The organism is Streptomyces sp. NPDC046862, assembly GCF_040704615.1.
In the GTDB taxonomy this organism is placed as follows: domain Bacteria; phylum Actinomycetota; class Actinomycetes; order Streptomycetales; family Streptomycetaceae; genus Streptomyces.
In genome coordinates this window covers 23,477-43,452 of the sequence record NZ_JBEYXP010000015.1, presented here as the reverse complement: position 1 = coordinate 43,452, position 19,976 = coordinate 23,477, and the positions used below count along the sequence as shown (strand labels likewise).

The following is a 19,976-nucleotide window of genomic DNA, read 5'->3' as shown; positions in this document are numbered from 1 at the left end:
ATGACAGCCTCCCCGAGTCCCCAATCCGATTCCCGGCCGCTGCGAGACGACCTCGCCCGCACGGCCGGCGCTCCGGCCCGTGACCCGTTCCAGGCCGAGCACCGCGCCTTTATGGAGCAGTCCTGATGCCACACCCACTGGGGACGTACCCCTCCAAGATCATCGCCGTCCATCTCAACTACCCCAGCCGTGCCGCCGAACGCGGGCGGGTGCCGTCGCAGCCGTCGTACTTCCTCAAGCCGCCGTCCTCCCTGGCCGGCACCGGTGACGACCTCGTCCGCCCGGCGGGCTGCGAACTCCTCGGCTTCGAGGGAGAGATCGCGCTCGTCATCGGCTCGCGCGCACAACGCGTGAGTCCTGAGGACGGCTGGTCGCACGTCCGCTGGGTCACGGCCGCCAACGACGCGGGCCTCTACGACCTGCGGTACGCCGACCGCGGCTCCAACCTGCGCTCCAAGGGAGCTGACGGTTTCACACCGCTCGGACCGCGGCTGCTGGATGCCCGTCAGATCGATCCGGACGCGCTGCGGCTGCGGACGTGGGTGAACGACGAACTGGTGCAGGACGACACCACCGACGCCCTGCTGTTCCCCTTCGGACAGCTGGTCGCCGACCTGTCGCGACTGGTGACCCTGGAGGCGGGGGACGTCATTCTCACCGGCACTCCGGCAGGCGCCTCTGTGGTCAAGCCCGGCGACATCGTCGAAGTCGAGGTCAGTGCCGATGAACTGTCGAGTGGCCGGTTGCGCAATCCGGTCAGCCAGGGCGGCACGCTCGCTGCGTACGGGGCGATGCCCAAGGCCGACCTGGCCGAGCGCGAGTCCGCCTACGGTTCGGCCTACGTGCCGGAGCCGGTCCTGGATCCCCGCCTGGCCGACGGGCTGCGTTCGGTCGCGGTGGCGACACTCAGCGCACAGATGCGTGCGCGCGGTCTGCCGCACATGTCGATCGACGGCGTCCAGCGCGTGGGACGCGGCGACCAGGCGATGGTCGGTGTGGCGCACACCCTGCGCTACCTGCCGCTGCGGGAGGACCTGTTCAAGCGGTACGGCACGGGGATGAACGCCCAGAAGCGGGCGATCGAGGAGCTGCGGCCCGGACATGTCCTGATGATGGACGCCCGGCGGGATGAGACCGCCGGCACCCTCGGAGACATCCTCGCCCTGCGCGCCCTCAAACGGGGCGCGGCCGGGGTCGTCACCGACGGCGCCGTCCGCGACTCCGCCGCCATCGCCGGCCTGGGCCTGCCGGTCTTCGCGGCAGGTGCCCACCCCTCCGTTCTGGGCCGCCGGCACGTTCCGTGGGACACCGGGGTGCCGATCGCCTGCGGCGGGGCCCTGGTCCAGCCCGGAGACCTGATCGTCGGCGACGCGGACGGAGTGATCGTCGTACCCCCCGACCTCGCCGAGGAACTGATCGTCGACGCGCGGGAGCAGGAGCGGCAGGAGCGGTTCATCACCGAGCAGGTCGCCGCGGGCGAGAGCGTCGACGGCCTGTATCCACTGGGGCCGGCCTGGCAGGACGCATACAAGAACTGGTGCAAGGGAGAATCACAGTGAAGTTCCGCAGCGACCCGTCGGCCATCCGCGGGTCCATCGCCCCGCTCATCACGCCGTTCACGGCGGACGGCGCCGTCGACCACGACAGCCTCCGCTCTCTGATCCGCTTCCAGCTCGAGTCCGGCTCGCACGGCATCTCGCTGGGCGGCTCCACCGGCGAGCCGAGTGCCCAGAGCGCCGCCGAGCGGATCGCCGGCATGCGCACCGCGGCCGAGGAGATCGGCGACCGGGTGCCATTCCTGCCCGGCACCGGCTCCCACAAGCTCGACGAGACCATCGAAATCACGGCTGCCGCACAGGAGTTGGGCGCGGACGCCGCCCTCGTCATCACGCCCTACTACGCGCGGCCCACCCAAGAGGCGCTCTACCAGTGGTACGCGACGGTGGCCCGGGAGTTCCCGGACATGCCGATCGTCGCGTACAACGTGCCCTCGCGCACGGCCGTGGACATCGCACCGGAGACGGTGAAGCGGCTGTTCACCGACTTCGAGAACTTCGTCGGAGTGAAGGAGACGACGAAGGACTTCGAGCACTTCTCGCGCGTGGTGCATGCCTGTGGCCGCTCGCTGCTGGTGTGGTCCGGTATCGAGCTGCTGTGCCTGCCGCTGATGGCGCTGGGTGGGGCCGGGTTCGTGAGCGCGGTTGCCAACCTCGCGCCCGGCGCGGTGGCCCGCATGTACGAGCTGTGGGAGGCCGGCGAGTTCGACGCCGCCCGTGACCTGCACTACCGGCTGCACCCGCTGGTGGACCTGCTGTTCGTGGAGACCAACCCCGCCCCCGCCAAATGGGTGCTGGCCCAGCAGGGACGGATCGCCTCAGCCCACGTCCGCCCGCCGCTGACGACGCCCACCGAGGCGGGTCTGACCAAGATCCGCGCGCTGCTCGCCGAGGGCGGCGACCTCACCGCACAGATCGGAGCCGTCAAGTGAGCACCCCCGAGAAGCCCGAGGGCCTGCCCTCCGCCATCCAGCACTGGATCGCGGGAGAACTCGTCAACGCCGCCGACGGCCGGACATTCGACGTCGCCGATCCCGTCTCCAACACCGCCTACGCCCAGGCCGCGCGCGGATCGGCCGCCGACATGGACCGGGCCGTCACCGCGGCCCAGGCCGCGTTCCCCGAGTGGGCTGCCCTGTCCAGCCGGGCCCGGGCGAACACCCTGTACCGCATCGCCGACGCCGTCGAAGCCCGGCACGACCGGCTCGCCGCCTTCGAGTCCTACGATTCCGGCCTGCCGATCACCCAGGCGAAGGGCCAGGCCCGGCGCGCGGCGGAGAACTTCCGCTACTTCGCCGACGTCATCGTCGCCCTCGGCGAGGAGGCCTTCCGCCAGGGCGAGGAGCAGTTCTCCTACGTCGTACGCCAGCCGGTCGGGATCGCCGGACTGATCACGCCGTGGAACACCCCGTTCATGCTGGAGAGCTGGAAGCTGGCCCCCGCGCTGGCCTCCGGGTGCACCCTGATCCTCAAGCCCGCCGAGTGGACCCCGCTGTCCGCGTCGCTGTGGCCGGAGATCTTCGCCGAGGCCGGGGTCCCGGCCGGCGTGGTCAACATCGTGCACGGCATCGGCGAGGAGGCCGGCCAGGCCCTGGTCGACCACCCGGACGTGCCGCTGATCTCCTTCACCGGCTCCACCGACACCGGCCGGCACATCATCCGCTCCTCCGCCCAGCACCTGAAGACGACCTCGATGGAACTGGGCGGCAAGTCCCCGGCCATCGTCTTCGCCGACGCCGACCTCGACGCCGCCCTCGACTCGGTCGTCTTCGGTGTGTTCTCCCTCAACGGCGAACGCTGCACCGCCGGTTCACGGGTCCTCGTCGAGCGGCCCGTGTACGAGGAGTTCACCCGCCGCCTGGCCGAGCGGGCCGCCAACGTCCGCGTCGGGCTCCCCTCCGACCCGGCCACCGAGGTGGGTGCGCTGGTCCACCCCGAGCACTACGAACGCGTGCTGAACTACGTCGAGATCGGCAAGAAGGAGGCCCGCCTGGTCGCGGGCGGCGAACGGCCGGCGCACCTGTCCGAGGGCAACTACCTCCAGCCGACGGTGTTCGCGGACGTCGAGCGCGATGCCCGGATCTTCCAGGAGGAGATCTTCGGCCCGGTCGTCGCCGTCGCCCCCTTCGATACCGAGGAGGAGGCGATCGAGCTGGCCAACGCCACCCAGTTCGGCCTGGCCGCCTACATCTGGACCTCCAATCTCAAGCTCGGCCACCGCATCGCCCACGCCGTCGAGTCCGGAATGCTCTGGATCAACTCCCACAACGTGCGCGACCTGCGCACCCCCTTCGGCGGGGTCAAGGCCTCCGGCGTCGGCCGTGAGGGCGGCGCCCACTCGATCGACTTCTACACCGAGTCGAAGATCGTCCACGTCGCCCTCGGCGACGTCCACACTCCTCGTTTCGGAGCCAGCTCATGAGCGCCCCCACGAACCCGAATGCTCCTGACGTCATCCGTTCCGCCTATGCGCAGCTCGCTGTCACCGACCTGGGCGCCGCCCGCTGGTTCTGGGTCGACATGCTCGGCTTCTACGTGCAGCACGAGGACAAGGAATCGCTGTACCTGCGCGGCACGGACGAGCTCACCCACCACTCGCTCGTACTGCGCAAGGGTGACATCGCCGCGCTCGACCACCTGTCCTATAGGGTGCGCACCCCGGAGGACGTCGACAAGGCGGAGAAGTTCTTCACCGACCTTGGCCGGCCCGTCAAGCGGGTGAAGAAGGGCGAGGGCACCGTCGGCGTCGGCGACGCCGTCCGCGTCGTCGACCCGCTCGGCTTCCCCGTGGAGTTCTTCCACGAGATCGACCGTGCCGAGCGGCTCATCCAGCGCTACGACATCCGTCACGGCGCCGAGATCGCCCGCCTGGACCACTTCAACATCTGCACCCCCGACATCCCCGCCGCCTACGCCCACTACAAGTCCCTGGGCTTCGGTTGCTCGGAGACCATCGAGGGCGACGAGCACGAGCTGTACGCGGCCTGGATGTACCGCAAGCAGACCGTCCACGACGTCGCCTTCACCGGCGGCGCCGGACCGCGCCTGCACCACCTGGGCGTGGCCACCCACGAGTCGCACCAGGTGCTGCGCTGCGCCGACATCTTCGGCTCGCTGCGCAAGGAGCACCACATCGAACGCGGTCCGGGCCGGCATGGCGTCTCCAACGCCTTCTACCTCTACCTGCGCGACCCCGACGGCCACCGGGTGGAGATCTACACCTCCGACTATTACACCGGCGACCCCGACCACGAGACCTACCGCTGGAACGTGAAGGACGACCGCCGCCGCGACTTCTGGGGCAACGCGGTGATCGAGTCCTGGTACAAGGAGGCCTCCCCGGTCCTTGACCTCGACGGGCGCCCGCAGCCCATCGCTGACGCCGTGCTGGACGAGTCGGCCGTCCAGGTCGGCGCTGACGGACTCGGCTGATCCCCCTGCCCCTGTAACTGAGCAATACGCGGCGGGGCCGCTCGGCCGCCCCGCCGTACCAACCATGAAATGTGCGTCGCACGCTCGACCGTGCTCACGGCCATGGAATTCCGGATGCCGCCGGGAGTCCCGCGACGACGGCGTCCCGCTGCTCAATGTGAGAGGAACGACATGCATCCGACTTCAACAGTGCCGGTGCGCGCACATCTCGAGGCGCTTCCGAAGTACCGGCCCGGCCGCGCTCCCGCGGACGGCGGACAAACCGACTTCGTCCAGCTGGCCTCGAACGAATCGCCCTTCGGGCCGCTGGACAGCGTGCGGGCCGCCATGGCGGCTCAACTGGACGAGGTCAACCGCTACCCGGACTTCGCCGGCACCCAGCTGGTAACCGCTCTGGCCGGCCTCCTGAACGTCCCACAGGACGCGGTCGCGGTCGGTACCGGCTCTTCGGCCCTGATCCGGGACCTCATCTGGGCTTTCGCCGGGCGGGGCGACGAGGTCGTGTTCGCCGATCCGAGCTTCCCGCTCTACCGCAACGTCACCATCGCCACAGGTGCTGTGCCCGTCACTGTGCCACTGAGCGAGCACAGGCACGACCTGGCGGCAATGGCGGCGCGGGTCACCGACCGGACCCGGGTGGTGCTGGTCTGCACCCCCAACAACCCGACCGGCACCGTGGCCGGTGCCGAGGAACTGCGCAGCTTCGTCAACGCCCTGCCCGACCATGTGCTCGTCGTGGTGGACGAGGCGTACCGCGAGTACGTCGACGACCCCACCGCGGCAGACGGTGTCGCCCTCGCCGCCCAGCACCCCAACGTGGTGGCGTTGCGGACGTTCAGCAAGGCATACGGCCTGGCCGGTCTGCGCGTCGGCTATCTCGTGGGCGCTCCGCAGATCGTCGACCTGGTACGCCGGCTGGGCATACCGTTCGGGGTCTCCGCTCTCGCACAGGCTGCCGCGCTTGCCTCGCTGACGTCGACGGCCCGGGAGGAACTGCACGAGCGGGTCACGGCAGTTGTCCGGGAGCGCGAGCGAGTGCACGCGTTCTTGGAGGCGACAGGCTTCTCCCTTCCCAGATCCCACGCCAACTTCCTGTATCTGCCGGTGGGGAGCCTGTCTGCGCGGTTCGCCGCCGCGTGCCAGGAGCGCGGGGTGCTTGTACGCCCCTGCCCTGAGGGCGCGTTGAGAGTCACGATCGGCACCGCGGCAGAAAACGACCAGTTCCTCAAGGCGGCGGTGGACGTGAGCCCGTCCGTCGGCGCGCGATGACAGGCGCCCTCCGCCGACCCCGCGTGCGGCAGTGGCTGCCGGCCACGACCGGCCCCCGTTGAAACCACCCCCCTCTGGCGAAGGAACCGAGAGATGCGCATCACCGCCGCTGTGACGGAGGACCGGGGTGCACCGTTTCGCCTGGTGCCCCTTGAGCTGGACGAACCCCGTGCAGGAGAGGTCGTCGTCCGGCTGGTCGGCGTCGGTATCTGCCACACGGATCTGAATGCCCGCGACCAACTGCGGCCGTTTCCGCTGCCGGCGGTGTTCGGACACGAGGGCGCCGGCGTGGTCGAGGCCGTCGGCGACGGAGTGAGCTACGTCGAACCCGGTGACCACGTCGTGCTCACCTTCAACTCGTGCGGCGCCTGCCGCATGTGCGTCCAGGGGCGCCCCGCATACTGCGACCAGCTCGCAGCCCGCAATTTCGCAGGTACCCGCGCCGACGGCAGCACAGCGCTGCACCGCGCGGAGGGGGACGTGCACGGCGGCTTCTTCGGTCAGTCGTCCTTCGCCACCCACGCCCTGGCCACCGAGCGCAATGTGGTCAAGATCGACCGGGCTGCGCCCCTGGAGTTGCTGGCCCCGCTGGGCTGCGGCATACAGACCGGCGCGGGCGGAGTCCTCAACTCCCTGCGCCCGGAGGCCGGCAGCAGTATCGCCGTCTTCGGCGCGGGCGGGGTCGGCATCAGCTCCCTGATGGCCGCGGTGATCACGGGCTGCACCACCATCGCCGTCGTCGACATCAACGGAGCCCGTCTGGAGTTGGCCAAGGAACTGGGCGCCACGCACGTGGTCAACGCAGCCGACGGCGACGTCGTCGCCGGCCTTCGGGAGATCACCGGCGGTCTGGGACTCGACTACACGGTGGAGACCACGGGCGTGCCCAGTGTGCTGCGCCAGTGCGTCGACGTCCTCAACCAAGGCGGCATCTGCGGTCTGATCGGCGCGGATGGACCCGCTTCCGAGGTCACCTTCAACGTGTCCACCTTGCTGTTCGGACGGACGGTGCGGGGCATCCACCAGGGCGACAGCGTGCCGCGCACCTTCATCTCCAAGCTCGTCGACCTCTACCAGCAAGGCCGCCTCCCCATCGACCGGGTCATCAAGACCTACCCCTTCGCAGACATCAACCAGGCCGCGGAGGACATGGCGAAGGGCCTGACCATCAAACCCGTCCTGACGTTCGCCTGAGCGGCAGGACCGGACGCCCGGCGCCCACGAAGGAGTCGGCCCCACTTCAGGCCACCGCTCGCCGAGCAACGTCATGGAACACCGAAGGAAGAAGGAGACTCATCGTGGAAACGCGCTACGACGCCCTCTACATCGGCGGCGCCTGGGTATCGCCCAGCACCGACCGGTTGATCACGCCCGTCAACGCCAGCACCGAGCAGCCCCTGGGCCAGGTGCCGGACGGTGCCGAGGCCGACATCGACGCCGCCGTCACCGCGGCACGCAAGGCCTTCGACACGCCGGGAGGCTGGGCCGACTGGGAGCCGCACCGCCGTGCCGAGGTCATGGAACGCTTCGCCGACGCGATCGACGAGCGATCCGAGGGGTTCGCCCAGCGGGTCAGCAGCCAGAACGGCATGCCGATCGCCGTCTCCCGCACGCGCGAGGGCCACGTCCCGTCGATCGTGCTGCGCTACTACGCCAAGCTGGCCAGGGAGACCGCGTTCGATGAGATCCGTCCTGGGTTCTTCGGCGGTTCCACCCAGGTACGCAGGGTGCCCGTCGGTGTGGTCGCGGCCATCGTGCCGTGGAACTACCCGCAGATGCTGAGCATGTTCAAGCTCGCGCCCGCGATGGCCACCGGCTGCACTGTCGTGCTCAAGCCGTCGCCCGAGACCGTGCTCGACGCGTTCCTGCTCGCCGAGGCCGCGGAGGCGGCGGGGGTGCCGGCCGGCGTGATCAGCATCGTCCCGGCGGGCCGCGAGGTCAGTGCGTACCTGGTCGCCCACCCGGGCGTCGACAAGGTCGCCTTCACTGGCTCGACGGCCGCCGGGCGGGCCATCGCCGAGACCTGTGGGCGGCTGCTGCGTCCGGTCACCCTGGAACTCGGCGGCAAGTCCGCGGCGATCATCCTGGACGACGCCGATCTCGACCTGGAGAAGATCGGTGAAAACCTCTTCACCGCCACCATGATCAACAGCGGTCAGACCTGTCACCTCGGTACCCGGGTGCTCGCCCCGCGAAGCCGCTACACCGAGGTGGTCGACGCCTTCACCGAGCTGGTGCGCTCCCAGCGCATCGGCGACGCCCTGGACCCCGAAACCCGGGTCGGACCGCTCGCCACCGCCGTCCAGCGCGACCGGGTGGAGGCGTACATCGCCAAGGGCCTGGCCGAGGGCGGCCGGGTGACGACCGGCGGCGGCCGCCCGAAGGGACAGGAAAAGGGCTGGTTCGTCGAGCCGACCATCTTCGCCGACGTGGACAACAACGCGACCATCGCCCGCGAGGAGATCTTCGGCCCGGTGCTCTCCCTCATCGCCTACGACGACACCGACGAAGCCGTCCGCATCGCCAACGACTCCGACTACGGACTCGGCGGCAGCGTCTGGACAGCCGACCCGGAGCGTGGAGCCGCGGTGGCCCGCCGAGTGCGCACCGGCGCCGTCGGCATCAACCGCTTCCGCGCCGACCCCGGCTCGCCGTTGGGCGGCTTCAAGAACAGCGGGCTCGGCCGAGAGCTCGGCCCCGAAGGCATGGCCGCCTACCTGCAGTACCAGTCCATCTACCTGTGATCCGTCCCCGTCGTTTCCGGGCCGCCGACCAGCCCGGAAACGACGTCGGATCCGCATACCAGACCACCGGTGCACCGGAAGCACGACCTGCGACCCGGGCGACGTAGTTCTCCACCGCTTGGCCTGGCAGTCCTGGGCCGCATCCTGCCCCGCCTCATCGACATCGGCGTCGGAAGACCCCGCACCGCCGCCGGAAGGCGAGGACACCGCCTCCGTGCACTCCCTCACCAACGCCCCAGCGACTGCCCCACGGAGTCGTCCTCCTGGACCCCACCGCACCCGTGCCCCCGACAGACGCGGTGGAAAGAAAGGTGCGCCATCATGACCGCAGCACAGACCGAGCAGGACCACGGTGACAGCCAGACCGCAACCCAGACCACGCCCGAAGAGGGCTACCGCCGTGGGCTTGGATCCCGCCAGATCCAGATGATCGCCATCGGCGGAGCCCTCGGAACGGGCCTCTTCTACGGATCCAGCCAAGGCATCGCAGCCATCGGGCCCAGCCTGATCGCCTGTTACGCCGTAGGCGGCATCATCGTCTTCTTCATCATGCGGGCCCTGGGCGAGATGCTCACCTACCGCCCGACCTCCGGCAGTTTCGCCGACCACGCCCGTGAGTTCCTGGGCCCCTTCGCGGGTTTCACCACCGGCTGGAGCTACTGGGCCCTGTGGACCGCCGTGTGCATGGCCGAGGTGACCGCCGCAGGCGCGTACATCAACTACTGGTGGCCCGCGATTCCCACCTGGACCACTGCCGCCGTCGCGCTGGTGGTGCTCTTCGTCACCAATCTGGTCTCCGTGAAGCTCTTCGGCGAACTGGAGTTCTGGTTCTCCGCAATCAAGGTCATCGCCATTCTCGCCCTGATCGTCATCGGTGTCGGTGTCCTCACCTTCGGATTCTCCACCGCCGGTGACAGCGCCTCGATCAGCCACCTGTGGCAGGACGGTGGCTTCGCACCGCATGGTGCGTGGCAGTCCATGATCGCCATGCAGGGCGTCATCTTCGCCTACGGCGGCATCGAGCTCATCGGCATCACCGCAGGCGAGGCAGAAAACCCCAGGGAAAGCATCCGCAAGGCAATCAACTCCGTGCCCGTCCGCATAGGGATCTTCTACCTCGGCGCGCTGATCGTCCTGCTGTCGGTCTTCAGCTGGACGCAATACACCCCGGGAGTCAGCCCCTTCGTGCAGGTCTTCGCCAAGGTCGGCATCCCCGGCGCGGCCGGAATCATGAACTTCGTCATCCTCAGCGCTGCCCTGTCCTCCTGCAACTCCGGCATGTACTCCACCGGCCGGATGCTGCGCGGACTGGCCGTCAACGGGGAGGCCCCGGCTTCGCTGAAGAAGCTCAGCGGGCGCCGGCTGCCCCTGCCCGCCCTGGCCCTCTCGGCGCTGGTGATGGGCACCGGCGTTGTCGTCAACGCCGTCGCTCCGCACAAGGCATTCATCTACATCACCTCGATCGCCACGTGTGCCGGGCTGTGGACCTGGATCGTGATCCTTGCCGCACACCTGCGCTACCGCTCCCGGGTACGTGCCGGACTGCTGCCCGCCTCCGACTTCCGGATGCCGGGTGCCCCGGTCACCAACTGGGTCGCCATGGCCGCGCTGCTCTTCATCATCGGCCTGATGGCCAGCGACGCCGACACCCGCCTCGGCCTGTACGTGTGGGCGGTGTGGTCGGCCATCCTCGGCATCGGCTATCTGCTCATCAAGCACACCCGGTCCAAGACGAACCAGGCGGCCTGACAAGCCAGTGGGTGCATAGCCTGGTGCGTCGCAGCAGGCCGTTTCCGATCGATCGACTCGTCAGGGCTTACCGTTCGACCAGATCGACCAGGCATTTCGAGGACGCCCGCACCGGGGCCGCCATCCCGAGCCAGACCGTCAAGCTCGCCCTAGTCATGGAAGGAATGTGATGACCGGTATTCCCGAGGTCTCGCCCGAGGTTGCGAAGTTCGTCTCCTCTGAGCGCGGGATGCTCATCGACGGAAAATGGCAGCCCGCCCAGGACGGCCGCAGCTTCGCGACGTACGACCCCGCGACCGCACAACGGCTCGCGTCGGTGGCGCGCGGGGGAGCGGCCGACATCGACCTTGCGGTTGAGGCGGCTGAGCGCGCCATGCGCTCCGTCGCATGGCGCCGAATGACACCCGCCAAGCGCCAGAAGCTTCTGTGGAATCTGGCCGACCTCCTTGAACAGCACGCTGAGGAGTTCGCTGAGCTCGAAGTGCGGAACCAAGGACAACCCATCTGGCTTGCCCGCGACCTCAACGTCCAGGGTTCGGTGGAATCCCTCCGCTACTACGCCGGATGGGCAACCAAGATCGAGGGAACGACAGCGACTCTCAGCGTGCCGGACGAACGGCCCCTGGGCGAGTTCGGCCCGGCGTTTCACGGCTATGGCGTCCGGCAACCGGTCGGCGTGGTCGGATTGATCACGCCGTGGAACATGCCGCTTCTCATGGCCGCGCAGAAGTTGGCGCCGGCGTTGGCCGCGGGATGCACCGTCGTGCTCAAGCCGGCAGAAGAGACTCCGCTGTCGGCGCTGCGACTTGGCGAGCTGGTCTGTGAGGCGGGATTCCCGCCAGGTGTCGTCAACATTGTTCCCGGCCTGGGGCACGAGGCTGGTGCCGCCCTCGTCGCGCACCCCAAGGTTCGCAAGATCTCCTTCACGGGATCGACCGAGGTGGGCAAGAAGATCGTCGAAGCCTCCGCCAACGACCTCAAGCGGGTGTCGCTCGAGTTGGGTGGCAAATCGCCGGTGATCGTGTTCGACGACGCCGACTTGGACCGAGCGGCTGAGACGACGGCGTTCTCGATCTTCGTGAATGCGGGTCAGATGTGTTTCGCCGGCTCTCGCCTGCTGGTGCAGCGGACAGTCCTCGACGAGCTCTCATCGAGGGTGGTCGATGCCGCGCGGGAGTGGACGGTGGGCCACGGCCTCCTGGAGTCGACTCGTCTCGGTCCGCTGATCAGTGAGAAGCAGCGAGCACGGGTCCTCGACTACGTTGAAGGCGGAGTCGTCGAGGGCGCAGAAGTATTGGTGGGTGGCCGGGCGGTCGACCGGGAAGGCTTCTACTTCGAGCCGACGGTCTGTGTAGCGAGCGATCCGAGCGTTCGGATCGCTCGAGAGGAGATCTTCGGTCCCGTCCTGGTGCTCACGCCGTTCGACACCGTCGAGGAGGCGCTCGAGATTGCCAATGGGACCTCCTACGGGCTGGCCGCCACCGTCTGGACCAAGGATGTCTCGCGAGCACACCGTGTGGCAGCGGAGCTCGATGCCGGCTTCGTCTGGGTCAACACGAACTTGTCATTCGATGACACCTTGCCGTTCGGTGGCTTCAAGCAGTCGGGGCTCGGGCGTGAATCGGGGTTCGAGGGCATCGCGCAGTTCTTGGAGTGGAAGTCCGTCGTGCTCGGTCTGTGACCCGACTGGAGAGGACCCGTGCAAGGCCCGGAAGGAGTGGATGGAGAGGGCCCGCTTCGGTGAAGTGTACGGCAACGAGGGTTGCCGACTGTCCGCTCTCGAACTCCCGCCGGTGCCGTTGAAACCTCGGGGTTGGGTGCGCTGAACTGCGGTTATGGCCCTGAACTGGGCAGCCACATGAGGGAGAAGGGGAAACCGGCAGCGGCGGTTCAGCGGATGGACGGCGTGGGCATCGTGGTGGAGGACATGGATGCCGCCATCGCGTTCTTCGTGGAGCTCGGCATGGGGCTGGAGGGCAGGGGGGTGAGGGTCTCTTCGCTGACCGGTGCAACGGTCTTGACGGCGTCCGCTGTGACATCGCGATGGTCCGGACCCCGGACGGCCACAGTAGGCTCGAGCTGGCGAAGTACCGCAGCCCCGCGGCGATCAGCGCCGGGCCGCGCGACCGGCCGCACAACATTCTGGGCATGCACCGCGTCGTGTTCGCCGTCGACGACATCGAGGACGTCGTTGCCCGCTTGCGCCCTTACGGCGCTGAACTCGTCGGTGAGGTTGCCCGGTTCGAGGACAGTTGTCTGCTCTGTTGTCTCCGCAGTCCGGAGGGCATCATCGTCGGACTGCCCGAGCAATTGCGCTGAGAAGGAGGAGCCGAATCACGCAGCGGAACGAGATCATCAGTGTTCTGAACTGCTCGATCGCCAGGAGTTGCTGGCTCGTGACGTGACCCGTCTGGCCTACGTTGCCAAGGATGGAACGCCGCGCAACGTCAGGAACGTGAGAGACCGGTAGCCGTCTGCCTTCTGCTGCAGGAGCAGACCCGGAACCTCGCCGGGGCGCGGCAGGATGTCTCGGGCCTGCGCCGGCGTCGGCTCGATCGGTGGTGTCAGCACATGGTCACCCTCGCGCACAGGCTCCTTACGGCGGCGGCATTAGTAGGTGAGGCACATCTGTGTGTCTGGATGACCGTCCCGCTTCAGCTGGCTGGCTCGCCCCGGCAGCAGGGCTGGATCAGTCACGGGGTGGCCGGCATCGGCTTCGGCAGCGTCCACGTCGCCCTCGATGCCCTCCATCCGGGCCGTCGGCTGCCTGGGTATCCGCCATGGCCCGCTCGGCGACAACCTCCACAGAGGCTGGTGCAGGCAGCTCACTGTCTCGGCCCGTGTTCGAGCGATGATCTCGTCATCGGTCACGGTGAAGGCTTGCGAGAACTCCATGTCACGGGAGGGGGCGATCGCGTCCCGCCGCGGTGCGGAACTGCCGCCCACCCTGCGTCCCAGCCCTTGTTTAACCTATCGAATTTCGATAGATTTCTATCGCGATTCGATGGAAGGGGTGAGGCGTGGGAAAGCTGGCAGTGCGTGCGCTGCGCACCGTGCTTGTGGTGGTGCTCGCCGGCACGGTGTTCGTCCAGGCATTGATGGTGTGGGCGTTGGCCACCGACCCGGAGGACGGGTCGCTCCCGCTGACCCCGCTGCGTGTGATCACGATCCTGGGCATGGTGTCGGCCCAGGCTGCCCTGATCTGTGTATGGCGGCTGGTGACGATGGTGCGGCGCGGAACCGTGTTCTCCCATGCCGCCTTCCGGTACGTGGACGTCGTGATCGGGGCGATCGTGGCGGCTGCCCTCCTGTGGTTCGCGGTCACGGTCCTCAACGCGCCGGGGCAGCGGGCCGACCCGGGCGTCACCGTCATCATGGGCGGGGTTGGCGTGGCCATCCTGGGGGTCGCGCTCATCGTGCTCCTGCTGCGGATGCTGCTTGCCCAGGCCGTCGCGCGTGACGTCGAAGCGGCGCAGATTCAGGCCGAGCTGGACGAGGTGATCTGATGCCGGTCGACGTCGATATCGATGTGATGCCGGCCTGGCGGAAGATGTCCGTGGGCGAGCTTGCGGACCGCGTAGGGGGCACGCCGGCCCCCCCGGGCCCGATCCACTCGGTCGGGTGATGCCCCCGGATCAGCGCAACCCTCCAGAGGCACCCGGGCTCAGTGCCGTACATGGACCCGATCAACCAGACGCACGTAAGCCGGCCGGGCCTGGTCGACGTCGAGGCCGCCGACGACGCCACGGCCCTGGCCTTCCAGCAGCTGCTCGCCGACCGGTGGGCGACGGCCACAGCAGGGCACACGACGCGGGATGCCGGTCAGCCCGGTGTTCGGCTGCGCTGCTACCTGGAGCTGCGGCCGGAAGCTCACCCCCGCCGACGTGGTCGGCCCGCCCATCGAGCCGACCACGGCCCGGCCCTGACTCATGGCAAAGCGCCGCCGTCGCCGGACAGCGTCACCTCCTGGACGTCGACGTCCGCGCGGATGTGGTGGGGGGCGGGCCGGGTGCCGCCACCGTCCGGCGCTGTCGCGGGCGACGTCGGCGTCGACTTCCGTCACGGCATCGGGCTGCACCAGGACGGCATCGAGGGGGCGCTGCGTTCCCCGCCCTGCCGAAATGTCCAGCCCGTCCACGGGTGCGCGCCGTGCGGCCGGGCCAGTTGGTCGGCCACAGCGCGGCCGGCGGCCCGGGACAGAGTGGTGCTGCGGCCGACGTACTGCAGGCGGCCCGACGGGTCGTGGCGGCCCAGCAGCGTGCGGGGCGCGGCAATCGACCCGGTGACCGCGCCGATCATGGCTTCGGTGGTGACCCGTACCTTGTACTTCCGCCACGACGGCACGCCCTTGCGGTAGGACTCGTCCAGCGGCTTGAAGCGCAGTCCCTCCACCCCGGCCGCCGCGACGCCAGCCACTCCCGCGCCGCAGCCTTGCGCCGGCCGCTCCCGTGCCGCCTGAGCGCCAGGTGCCCTGCGCCGCGGGAGCCGCTGCTGTGGCTGCTCGAACGCCAGCCGGTCCCGCTCCCACACCATCAGCTCGCCGTCCAGTGTCGTCGCGTCCAGCGGCTGGCTGTTTCCGGGTTCGGTCTGCGGGAGTGAAGCCGCCGGGCTCGTGCCCTGCCGTGAGTGCAGCGCTACCCGGCTCACGTCGACGGGGGCCGGGGTGTGTGCTGAGCTTGTGGCGCAGGTCTGGGCGGCGTGGCCGGACGCCGGGCTGCCCGGATCCCGTGTCGTACGATCTGCTGTCGCGGCCGCCCACCGTCCGCAACGGATCTCACCGAGCCCAGCGGTGCCGCCGGTACGGCCGAGAGATCTGAAGCGATACCGGGATTCAGGCCGCGACGAGTTCCTGCTCGCGGTCCGGCGTCTTGATCTTGGGTTTGCTGTTCGGGAGCGAGAGCCGGAAGACTTTGCGCCACGCGGAGAACACCTGCTTGGGCAGCGGCCCGGTGACGTACTCCAGCTCGTACTTTTCGAACAGCGCGCGTACCTTCACCGCGACCTCGGCGTACCGGTTGCTCGGCAGGTCCGGGAACAGGTGGTGCTCGATCTGGTGCGACAGGTTGCCGGTCATGAAGTGCATGGCCCTGCTGCCGCTGATGTTCGCCGAGCCCATCATCTGGCGCAGGTACCACTGGCCGCGCGTCTCGCCCTTGATCGACCGACGCTCGAAGACCTGCACTCCCTCGGGGAAGTGCCCGCACATGATCACTGAGTGGGACCAGATGTTGCGGACCAGGTTCGCGGTGAACGTGGCGGCGAGCGTGGGGAGGAACGACGGGCCCGACAGCAGCGGGTGGATCACGTAGTCCTTGAGTACCTGCTTGCGGATCTTGCGGCCCACGGCCTTGGCCCGCGCGCGGAACTCCGGGTTCTTGCGGCGGCGCTTGTGCAGGTTCTTGCCGAGTTCAAGGTCGTACGCTGCGATGCCGTACTCGAAGAAGCAGGCGTTGATGAAGTTCCACAGCGGCTGGCCGAGGTGGAACGGGTGCCACTTCTGGTCCTCGTCGACGCGCATGATGCCGTAGCCGAGGTCGTTGTCCTTGCCGATCACGTTGGTGTACGTGTGGTGCAGCTCGTTGTGCGAGTGCTTCCACTGGTCGGCCGGCGAGACGTGGTCCCATTCCCAGGTGGTGGAGTGGATCTTCGGGTCGCGCATCCAGTCCCACTGGCCGTGCAGGATGTTGTGGCCGATCTCCATGTTGTCCATGATCTTCGCCACGGACAGACCGGCGGTGCCGATCAGCCACGCGGGCGGGAAGAGCGAGAACAGCAGCACGCCCCGGCTGACCAGCTCGAGCTTGCGTTGTGCCGAGATGACCTTGCGGATGTAGGCGGCGTCTTTCTCGCCGCGGCCGGCGATCACCTCGTCGCGGATCGCGTCCAGCTCGCGGCCGAGCTCCTCGATCTGCTCCGCGGTCAGGTGGGCGGTGGGGTCGATGGCGGTCAAGGTGCTCCTACCGTTCGATGTCACAGGGGCCCGCGGCGGCGGACACGCAGGTCTGGATGAGGACGCCCGGTTCGGCCTCGGTGATCTCGCCGGTGCGCAGGTCGCGGACGGCGCCCGCCTTGAGCGGCGTGACGCAGCCGAAGCAGATGCCCATGCGGCACCCGGAGGGCATGAGCACGCCGGCCTCTTCGCCGACGTCCAGCAACGGCGTGGCGCCGTCCGCGTCGACACTCTTGCCGGTGGCGCTGAACGTGACCTCGCCGCCGTCGCCGGCGGCGACGATGCTGGGGCGGAAGCGTTCGGTGTGCAGGCGCTCTTGGACGCCGTGCTCGCTCCAGTGCTCTTCGGCGGCGTCGAGCAGGCCCGCGGGCCCGCACGCCCAGGTCTCCCGCTCGGCCCAGTCGGGCACGAGTTCGCCGAGACGGGCGATGTCGAGCATGCCGTCTGTGTCGGTGTGCACCTCGGTGAGCCGCAGCTTCTTGTCCGCGACCAGGTCGTGCAGTTCGTCGCGGAAGATCACGTCGTGCGGCTGTGGCGCGCAGTGGACCATGACGACGTCGTCGAACTCGGTGTCGCGCAGCATGCCCATCACGGGCGTGATGCCGCTGCCGGCCGTCAGGTAGAGCACCTTGGCGGGCTTGGTCTGCGGCAGCACGAAGTCACCGGTCGCCTGGTCGAGCTGGATCAGCGTGCCCGGTGTCGCCCTGCGGACCAGGTGGTTGCTGACCTTGCCATCCTCGATCGCCTTCACGGTGATCGTGACGCGGCCGTCCTGGCGGTTAGCCGGTGAGGTGATGGAGTAGGCACGCCACAGGCGCACCCCGTCGACGTCGACACCGATCCGCACGTACTGACCGGCCGTGTGGCCGCGCCAGCCCCGTCCCGGTCTGATCACGATGGTCGCGGCCTCACCCGTCTCGGGGTGCACGGCCTCGATGCGCCCCCGCAGGTCAGCGCCCGCGCGCAGCGGGCTGACCAGGTCGAGGTAGTCAGACGGCAGCAGCGGCGTCGTGACCATCTCCAGTAGTTTCCACGCCCTGCTGCGGAGGGCTGTACTCGTCATGGCTCCAGCTTGCTGCGTCTCAGGGCGTAAAGTCCTGACCGTAGGACGTAAATCTGGTCGGTGGAATTGTTCGCAGGGAATAAAACGTGAGCCATGTTATCCGGAGGGCCAGCGAACTGGCCCTGGATGAGACGACGGTCACCGTACTTCGGGCCGCGCTGAAGGCCACCGCCGACGAGGTCGTCCAGGCGATCATCGACGAGGTCCCTCCCTACGCCAACGCCCTCTCGGGCCACATGGGCGCCACCATCCGCCGGGCCGTCCGCACCGCCCTGGGGCACTACCTGGACCTCGCGAGCGGGAACGCCACGGGCGGCGACGGCGGTGACGCGGCCTACGAGCTGGGCCGCGGCGAGGTCCGCGACGGCCGTTCGATGGACGCCCTGCTCAGCGCCTACCGCGTCGGTGCCCGCGTGGCCTGGAGATGCCTGGCAGCGGGTGCCGTACCCGCGGGTCTGCCCGCCGCCGAGGTCGCCAAGTTCGCCGAGCTGACCTTCGCCTACATCGACGAGCTCTCCGCGGCGAGCGCCGCGGGCCACGCCGACGAACTGGCCGCCCGGGGCAGGGATCACGAGCGCCACCTGGAGCACCTGGCTCGCGACCTCCTCGCCGGCGCGAGCCCGGACGTGCTGCTGGTCTCTGCTCAACGGGCCGGGTGGCAGCCTCCCCTTTCGCTGACCGCGGTCCTGCTGCCCGCCGCCCAGGCCCGGCCTGCCTACCGCGCGCTCGACGCGAGCACCCTCGTCCTCGACGATCTGCCGGACGCCACCGGTGTGCTGCTCGTCCCCGACGCCGACCGATCACATCTCTTGCGGCAGCTGACCGACCGCACCGCCGTGGTCGGCCCGGCCCGGCCATGGACTCGAGCGTCCGCCTCATACGCACGCGCCGCACGCGCCCGCTTGCTCTCCTCCGATATTCGCGACACTGAGGATCACCTGCCCGAACTGGTGCTGAGCGCCGACGCGGACGCGTTCGCAGACCTGCGTGACCGAGCCCTCGCACCGTTGCGGACCTTGCCTGTCGCGACCGCACGGCGGCTGGAGGAGACGTTGCGGGCGTGGTTGCTGCACCAGGGCAGGCGGGAGGAGGTGGCGGCTGCGTTGTTCGTCCATCCTCAGACAGTCCGGTACCGGATGTCGCAGCTGCGGGAGCTGTTTCCGGATCTCGCATCGCCGCACCGGGTCCTTGAACTGACGCTGGCGGTCGGACTTCGGGCCGGCTGACGCGTACTTCGACCGTCCACGACCGCGTCCGCGAGCGGTCCAGGAATCGTGCCTCGTTCTCGGTGCCATCAGCCGGCTCCTGCGGCCCGGGCAAGAGCGGTATGAGCCAGCTGAGACCGGGGGTTGATGGGAAGACCGGACAAGGCCTCGGGAAGCCCGTCGGGGGCGCTGTCTCTGACAAGCGCGGTGGCGGACACGGCTCGACTGGATCCGCTGGACGATGCGCACCGGCCCGCTCGTCGACGCGCTCATCGAGCATCTGGCCGCTGATCTGGGCCGCCATGCCCTGGGAATGGGCTTTCATGTCGTCGTGGAGGGCGCTGTCCTGGCACGAGCTGACCCACGGGCGCGCGGCGGGCTGCAGCTGGGTGACCGGCGGGGCGGCCAGGCCGGGTCACCAGGGGCGGGGGCCGGGCCGCTCGCGCCGGGGACCACCGTGGTTCTGCGACGGCCCCGTGCCTGCCTTCCGACAGGTCAACCGGACGACCGACCGGGCCGGCCTGGCACACCGCGCGAGGGATGATGGGGATAAAGAATGACGGAACGTGAGGTCAGGAGCTGCCATGGCGAAGCGGGTTCACCGACCCCGTGAGGACGCGGAGTTCAATTTCATCCTCAAGATGAGCGGAGTTCCGGTCCTCGCCTACTTCATCGGGACATGGCCCAAGGCGATCGAGCCCTGCCGGGTGATGGACCTCGTCGTGGGCGGCATCGCGGACGACTACACGGGCCGCCTGACGGCCGTCCGCGCCGACATCACGCGTTGTCCGGCCGCAACGAAGCGGTACGGGATCACCGCAGCTCCGTCCTACGTCCTGCTGAAGGAGGCAGAGGCGGTGGCGCACGGCACGGGGCCTATGACCATCGCCGAGGTACGGAAGTTACTGGACGGCCACCTCTGAGCGGCCGCTGAGGCACGCGGCCGCGACGCCCTCACGTCTCGTCCATGGGAGCCGCGCCGCCTGAGCCACCTTGGGGCTGAGACAC

The 19,976-nt window shown here is 68.9% G+C and carries 15 protein-coding genes and 3 pseudogenes; 15 read left to right on the top strand and 3 right to left on the bottom strand.

Features of this window, described 5'->3' with window-relative positions; all coding sequences use genetic code 11:
- The first annotated feature begins 125 nt into the window (after positions 1 to 125).
- From AB0959_RS18455 to AB0959_RS18395, 13 genes and pseudogenes are all read left to right on the top strand, one after another.
- Positions 126 to 1,559, top strand: a complete 1,434-nt coding sequence (locus AB0959_RS18455) for a fumarylacetoacetate hydrolase family protein (RefSeq protein ID WP_366827462.1) — start codon at positions 126 to 128, stop codon at positions 1,557 to 1,559.
- Positions 1,556 to 2,488: a 4-hydroxy-tetrahydrodipicolinate synthase gene (gene dapA / locus AB0959_RS18450; RefSeq protein WP_366827461.1), complete on the top strand. Its 933-nt coding sequence runs from the start codon at positions 1,556 to 1,558 to the stop codon at positions 2,486 to 2,488. The genes AB0959_RS18455 and dapA overlap by 4 nt, the downstream gene beginning before the upstream one ends.
- Positions 2,485 to 3,978 (top strand): 5-carboxymethyl-2-hydroxymuconate semialdehyde dehydrogenase, encoded by a 1,494-nt coding sequence (hpaE, locus tag AB0959_RS18445; RefSeq protein WP_366827460.1) that lies wholly within the window; start codon positions 2,485 to 2,487, stop codon positions 3,976 to 3,978. Before dapA ends, hpaE begins: the two co-directional genes overlap by 4 nt.
- The gene (hpaD, locus tag AB0959_RS18440; protein WP_366827459.1) at positions 3,975 to 4,988 is read left to right on the top strand and encodes a 3,4-dihydroxyphenylacetate 2,3-dioxygenase; all 1,014 of its coding nucleotides are present in this window, start codon (positions 3,975 to 3,977) and stop codon (positions 4,986 to 4,988) included. Before hpaE ends, hpaD begins: the two co-directional genes overlap by 4 nt.
- A 195-nt stretch (positions 4,989 to 5,183) precedes the next feature.
- Complete coding sequence (hisC, locus tag AB0959_RS18435; protein WP_366827458.1) at positions 5,184 to 6,257, top strand: histidinol-phosphate transaminase; 1,074 nt, start codon at positions 5,184 to 5,186, stop codon at positions 6,255 to 6,257.
- A gap of 93 nt (positions 6,258 to 6,350) precedes the next feature.
- Positions 6,351 to 7,451, top strand: a complete 1,101-nt coding sequence (locus AB0959_RS18430; protein WP_366827457.1) for an NAD(P)-dependent alcohol dehydrogenase — start codon at positions 6,351 to 6,353, stop codon at positions 7,449 to 7,451.
- Between the two features lie 104 nt (positions 7,452 to 7,555).
- Positions 7,556 to 9,001: an aldehyde dehydrogenase gene (locus AB0959_RS18425; protein WP_366827456.1), complete on the top strand. Its 1,446-nt coding sequence runs from the start codon at positions 7,556 to 7,558 to the stop codon at positions 8,999 to 9,001.
- Positions 9,002 to 9,322: 321 nt separating this feature from the next.
- Complete coding sequence (locus AB0959_RS18420; RefSeq protein ID WP_366827455.1) at positions 9,323 to 10,750, top strand: amino acid permease; 1,428 nt, start codon at positions 9,323 to 9,325, stop codon at positions 10,748 to 10,750.
- Between the two features lie 169 nt (positions 10,751 to 10,919).
- Entirely contained in the window at positions 10,920 to 12,431 is a 1,512-nt protein-coding gene (locus AB0959_RS18415; RefSeq protein ID WP_366827454.1) for an aldehyde dehydrogenase family protein, read from the top strand.
- A 216-nt stretch (positions 12,432 to 12,647) separates the two neighbouring features.
- Positions 12,648 to 13,069 (top strand): annotated as a pseudogene (locus AB0959_RS18410) (VOC family protein).
- Positions 13,070 to 13,770: 701 nt separating this feature from the next.
- Positions 13,771 to 14,256, top strand: a complete 486-nt coding sequence (locus tag AB0959_RS18405) for a DUF2975 domain-containing protein (protein ID WP_366827453.1) — start codon at positions 13,771 to 13,773, stop codon at positions 14,254 to 14,256.
- Positions 14,256 to 14,345, top strand: a pseudogene (locus AB0959_RS18400) (transcriptional regulator); the annotation flags it as partial. The gene AB0959_RS18405 and the pseudogene AB0959_RS18400, both read left to right, overlap by 1 nt.
- Before the next feature lie 81 nt (positions 14,346 to 14,426).
- Positions 14,427 to 14,555 (top strand): annotated as a pseudogene (locus tag AB0959_RS18395) (DUF6207 family protein); the annotation flags it as partial.
- 254 nt (positions 14,556 to 14,809) lie between these two features.
- Here AB0959_RS18395 and AB0959_RS18390 read toward each other — a convergent pair.
- The 3 genes from AB0959_RS18390 to AB0959_RS18380 form a co-directional block, all read right to left on the bottom strand.
- Complete coding sequence (locus AB0959_RS18390) at positions 14,810 to 15,397, bottom strand: hypothetical protein (protein ID WP_366827602.1); 588 nt, start codon at positions 15,395 to 15,397, stop codon at positions 14,810 to 14,812.
- Between the two features lie 184 nt (positions 15,398 to 15,581).
- Positions 15,582 to 16,700 (bottom strand): acyl-CoA desaturase, encoded by a 1,119-nt coding sequence (locus AB0959_RS18385; RefSeq protein ID WP_366827452.1) that lies wholly within the window; start codon positions 16,698 to 16,700, stop codon positions 15,582 to 15,584.
- A gap of 7 nt (positions 16,701 to 16,707) precedes the next feature.
- Entirely contained in the window at positions 16,708 to 17,763 is a 1,056-nt protein-coding gene (locus AB0959_RS18380; RefSeq protein WP_366827451.1) for a ferredoxin reductase, read from the bottom strand.
- A gap of 86 nt (positions 17,764 to 17,849) precedes the next feature.
- On the opposite strand from AB0959_RS18380, the gene AB0959_RS18375 reads away from it, so the two are divergent.
- Both AB0959_RS18375 and AB0959_RS18370 read left to right on the top strand, forming a co-directional pair.
- Positions 17,850 to 18,989: a helix-turn-helix domain-containing protein gene (locus AB0959_RS18375; RefSeq protein ID WP_366827450.1), complete on the top strand. Its 1,140-nt coding sequence runs from the start codon at positions 17,850 to 17,852 to the stop codon at positions 18,987 to 18,989.
- 563 nt (positions 18,990 to 19,552) lie between these two features.
- Complete coding sequence (locus AB0959_RS18370; RefSeq protein WP_366827449.1) at positions 19,553 to 19,891, top strand: thioredoxin domain-containing protein; 339 nt, start codon at positions 19,553 to 19,555, stop codon at positions 19,889 to 19,891.
- The last annotated feature ends 85 nt before the right edge of the window (positions 19,892 to 19,976 follow it).

Excerpts from the sequence above, each read along its gene's own strand:
- AB0959_RS18455 (WP_366827462.1), top strand. The coding sequence starts at position 126 with ATGCCACACCCACTGGGGACGTACCCCTCCAAGATCATCGCCGTCCAT.
- hpaD (WP_366827459.1), top strand. The coding sequence starts at position 3,975 with ATGAGCGCCCCCACGAACCCGAATGCTCCTGACGTCATCCGTTCCGCC.
- AB0959_RS18430 (WP_366827457.1), top strand. The coding sequence starts at position 6,351 with ATGCGCATCACCGCCGCTGTGACGGAGGACCGGGGTGCACCGTTTCGC.
- AB0959_RS18420 (WP_366827455.1), top strand. The coding sequence starts at position 9,323 with ATGACCGCAGCACAGACCGAGCAGGACCACGGTGACAGCCAGACCGCA.
- AB0959_RS18415 (WP_366827454.1), top strand. The coding sequence starts at position 10,920 with ATGACCGGTATTCCCGAGGTCTCGCCCGAGGTTGCGAAGTTCGTCTCC.
- AB0959_RS18380 (WP_366827451.1), bottom strand. The coding sequence starts at position 17,763 with ATGACGAGTACAGCCCTCCGCAGCAGGGCGTGGAAACTACTGGAGATG.
- AB0959_RS18370 (WP_366827449.1), top strand. The coding sequence starts at position 19,553 with ATGGCGAAGCGGGTTCACCGACCCCGTGAGGACGCGGAGTTCAATTTC.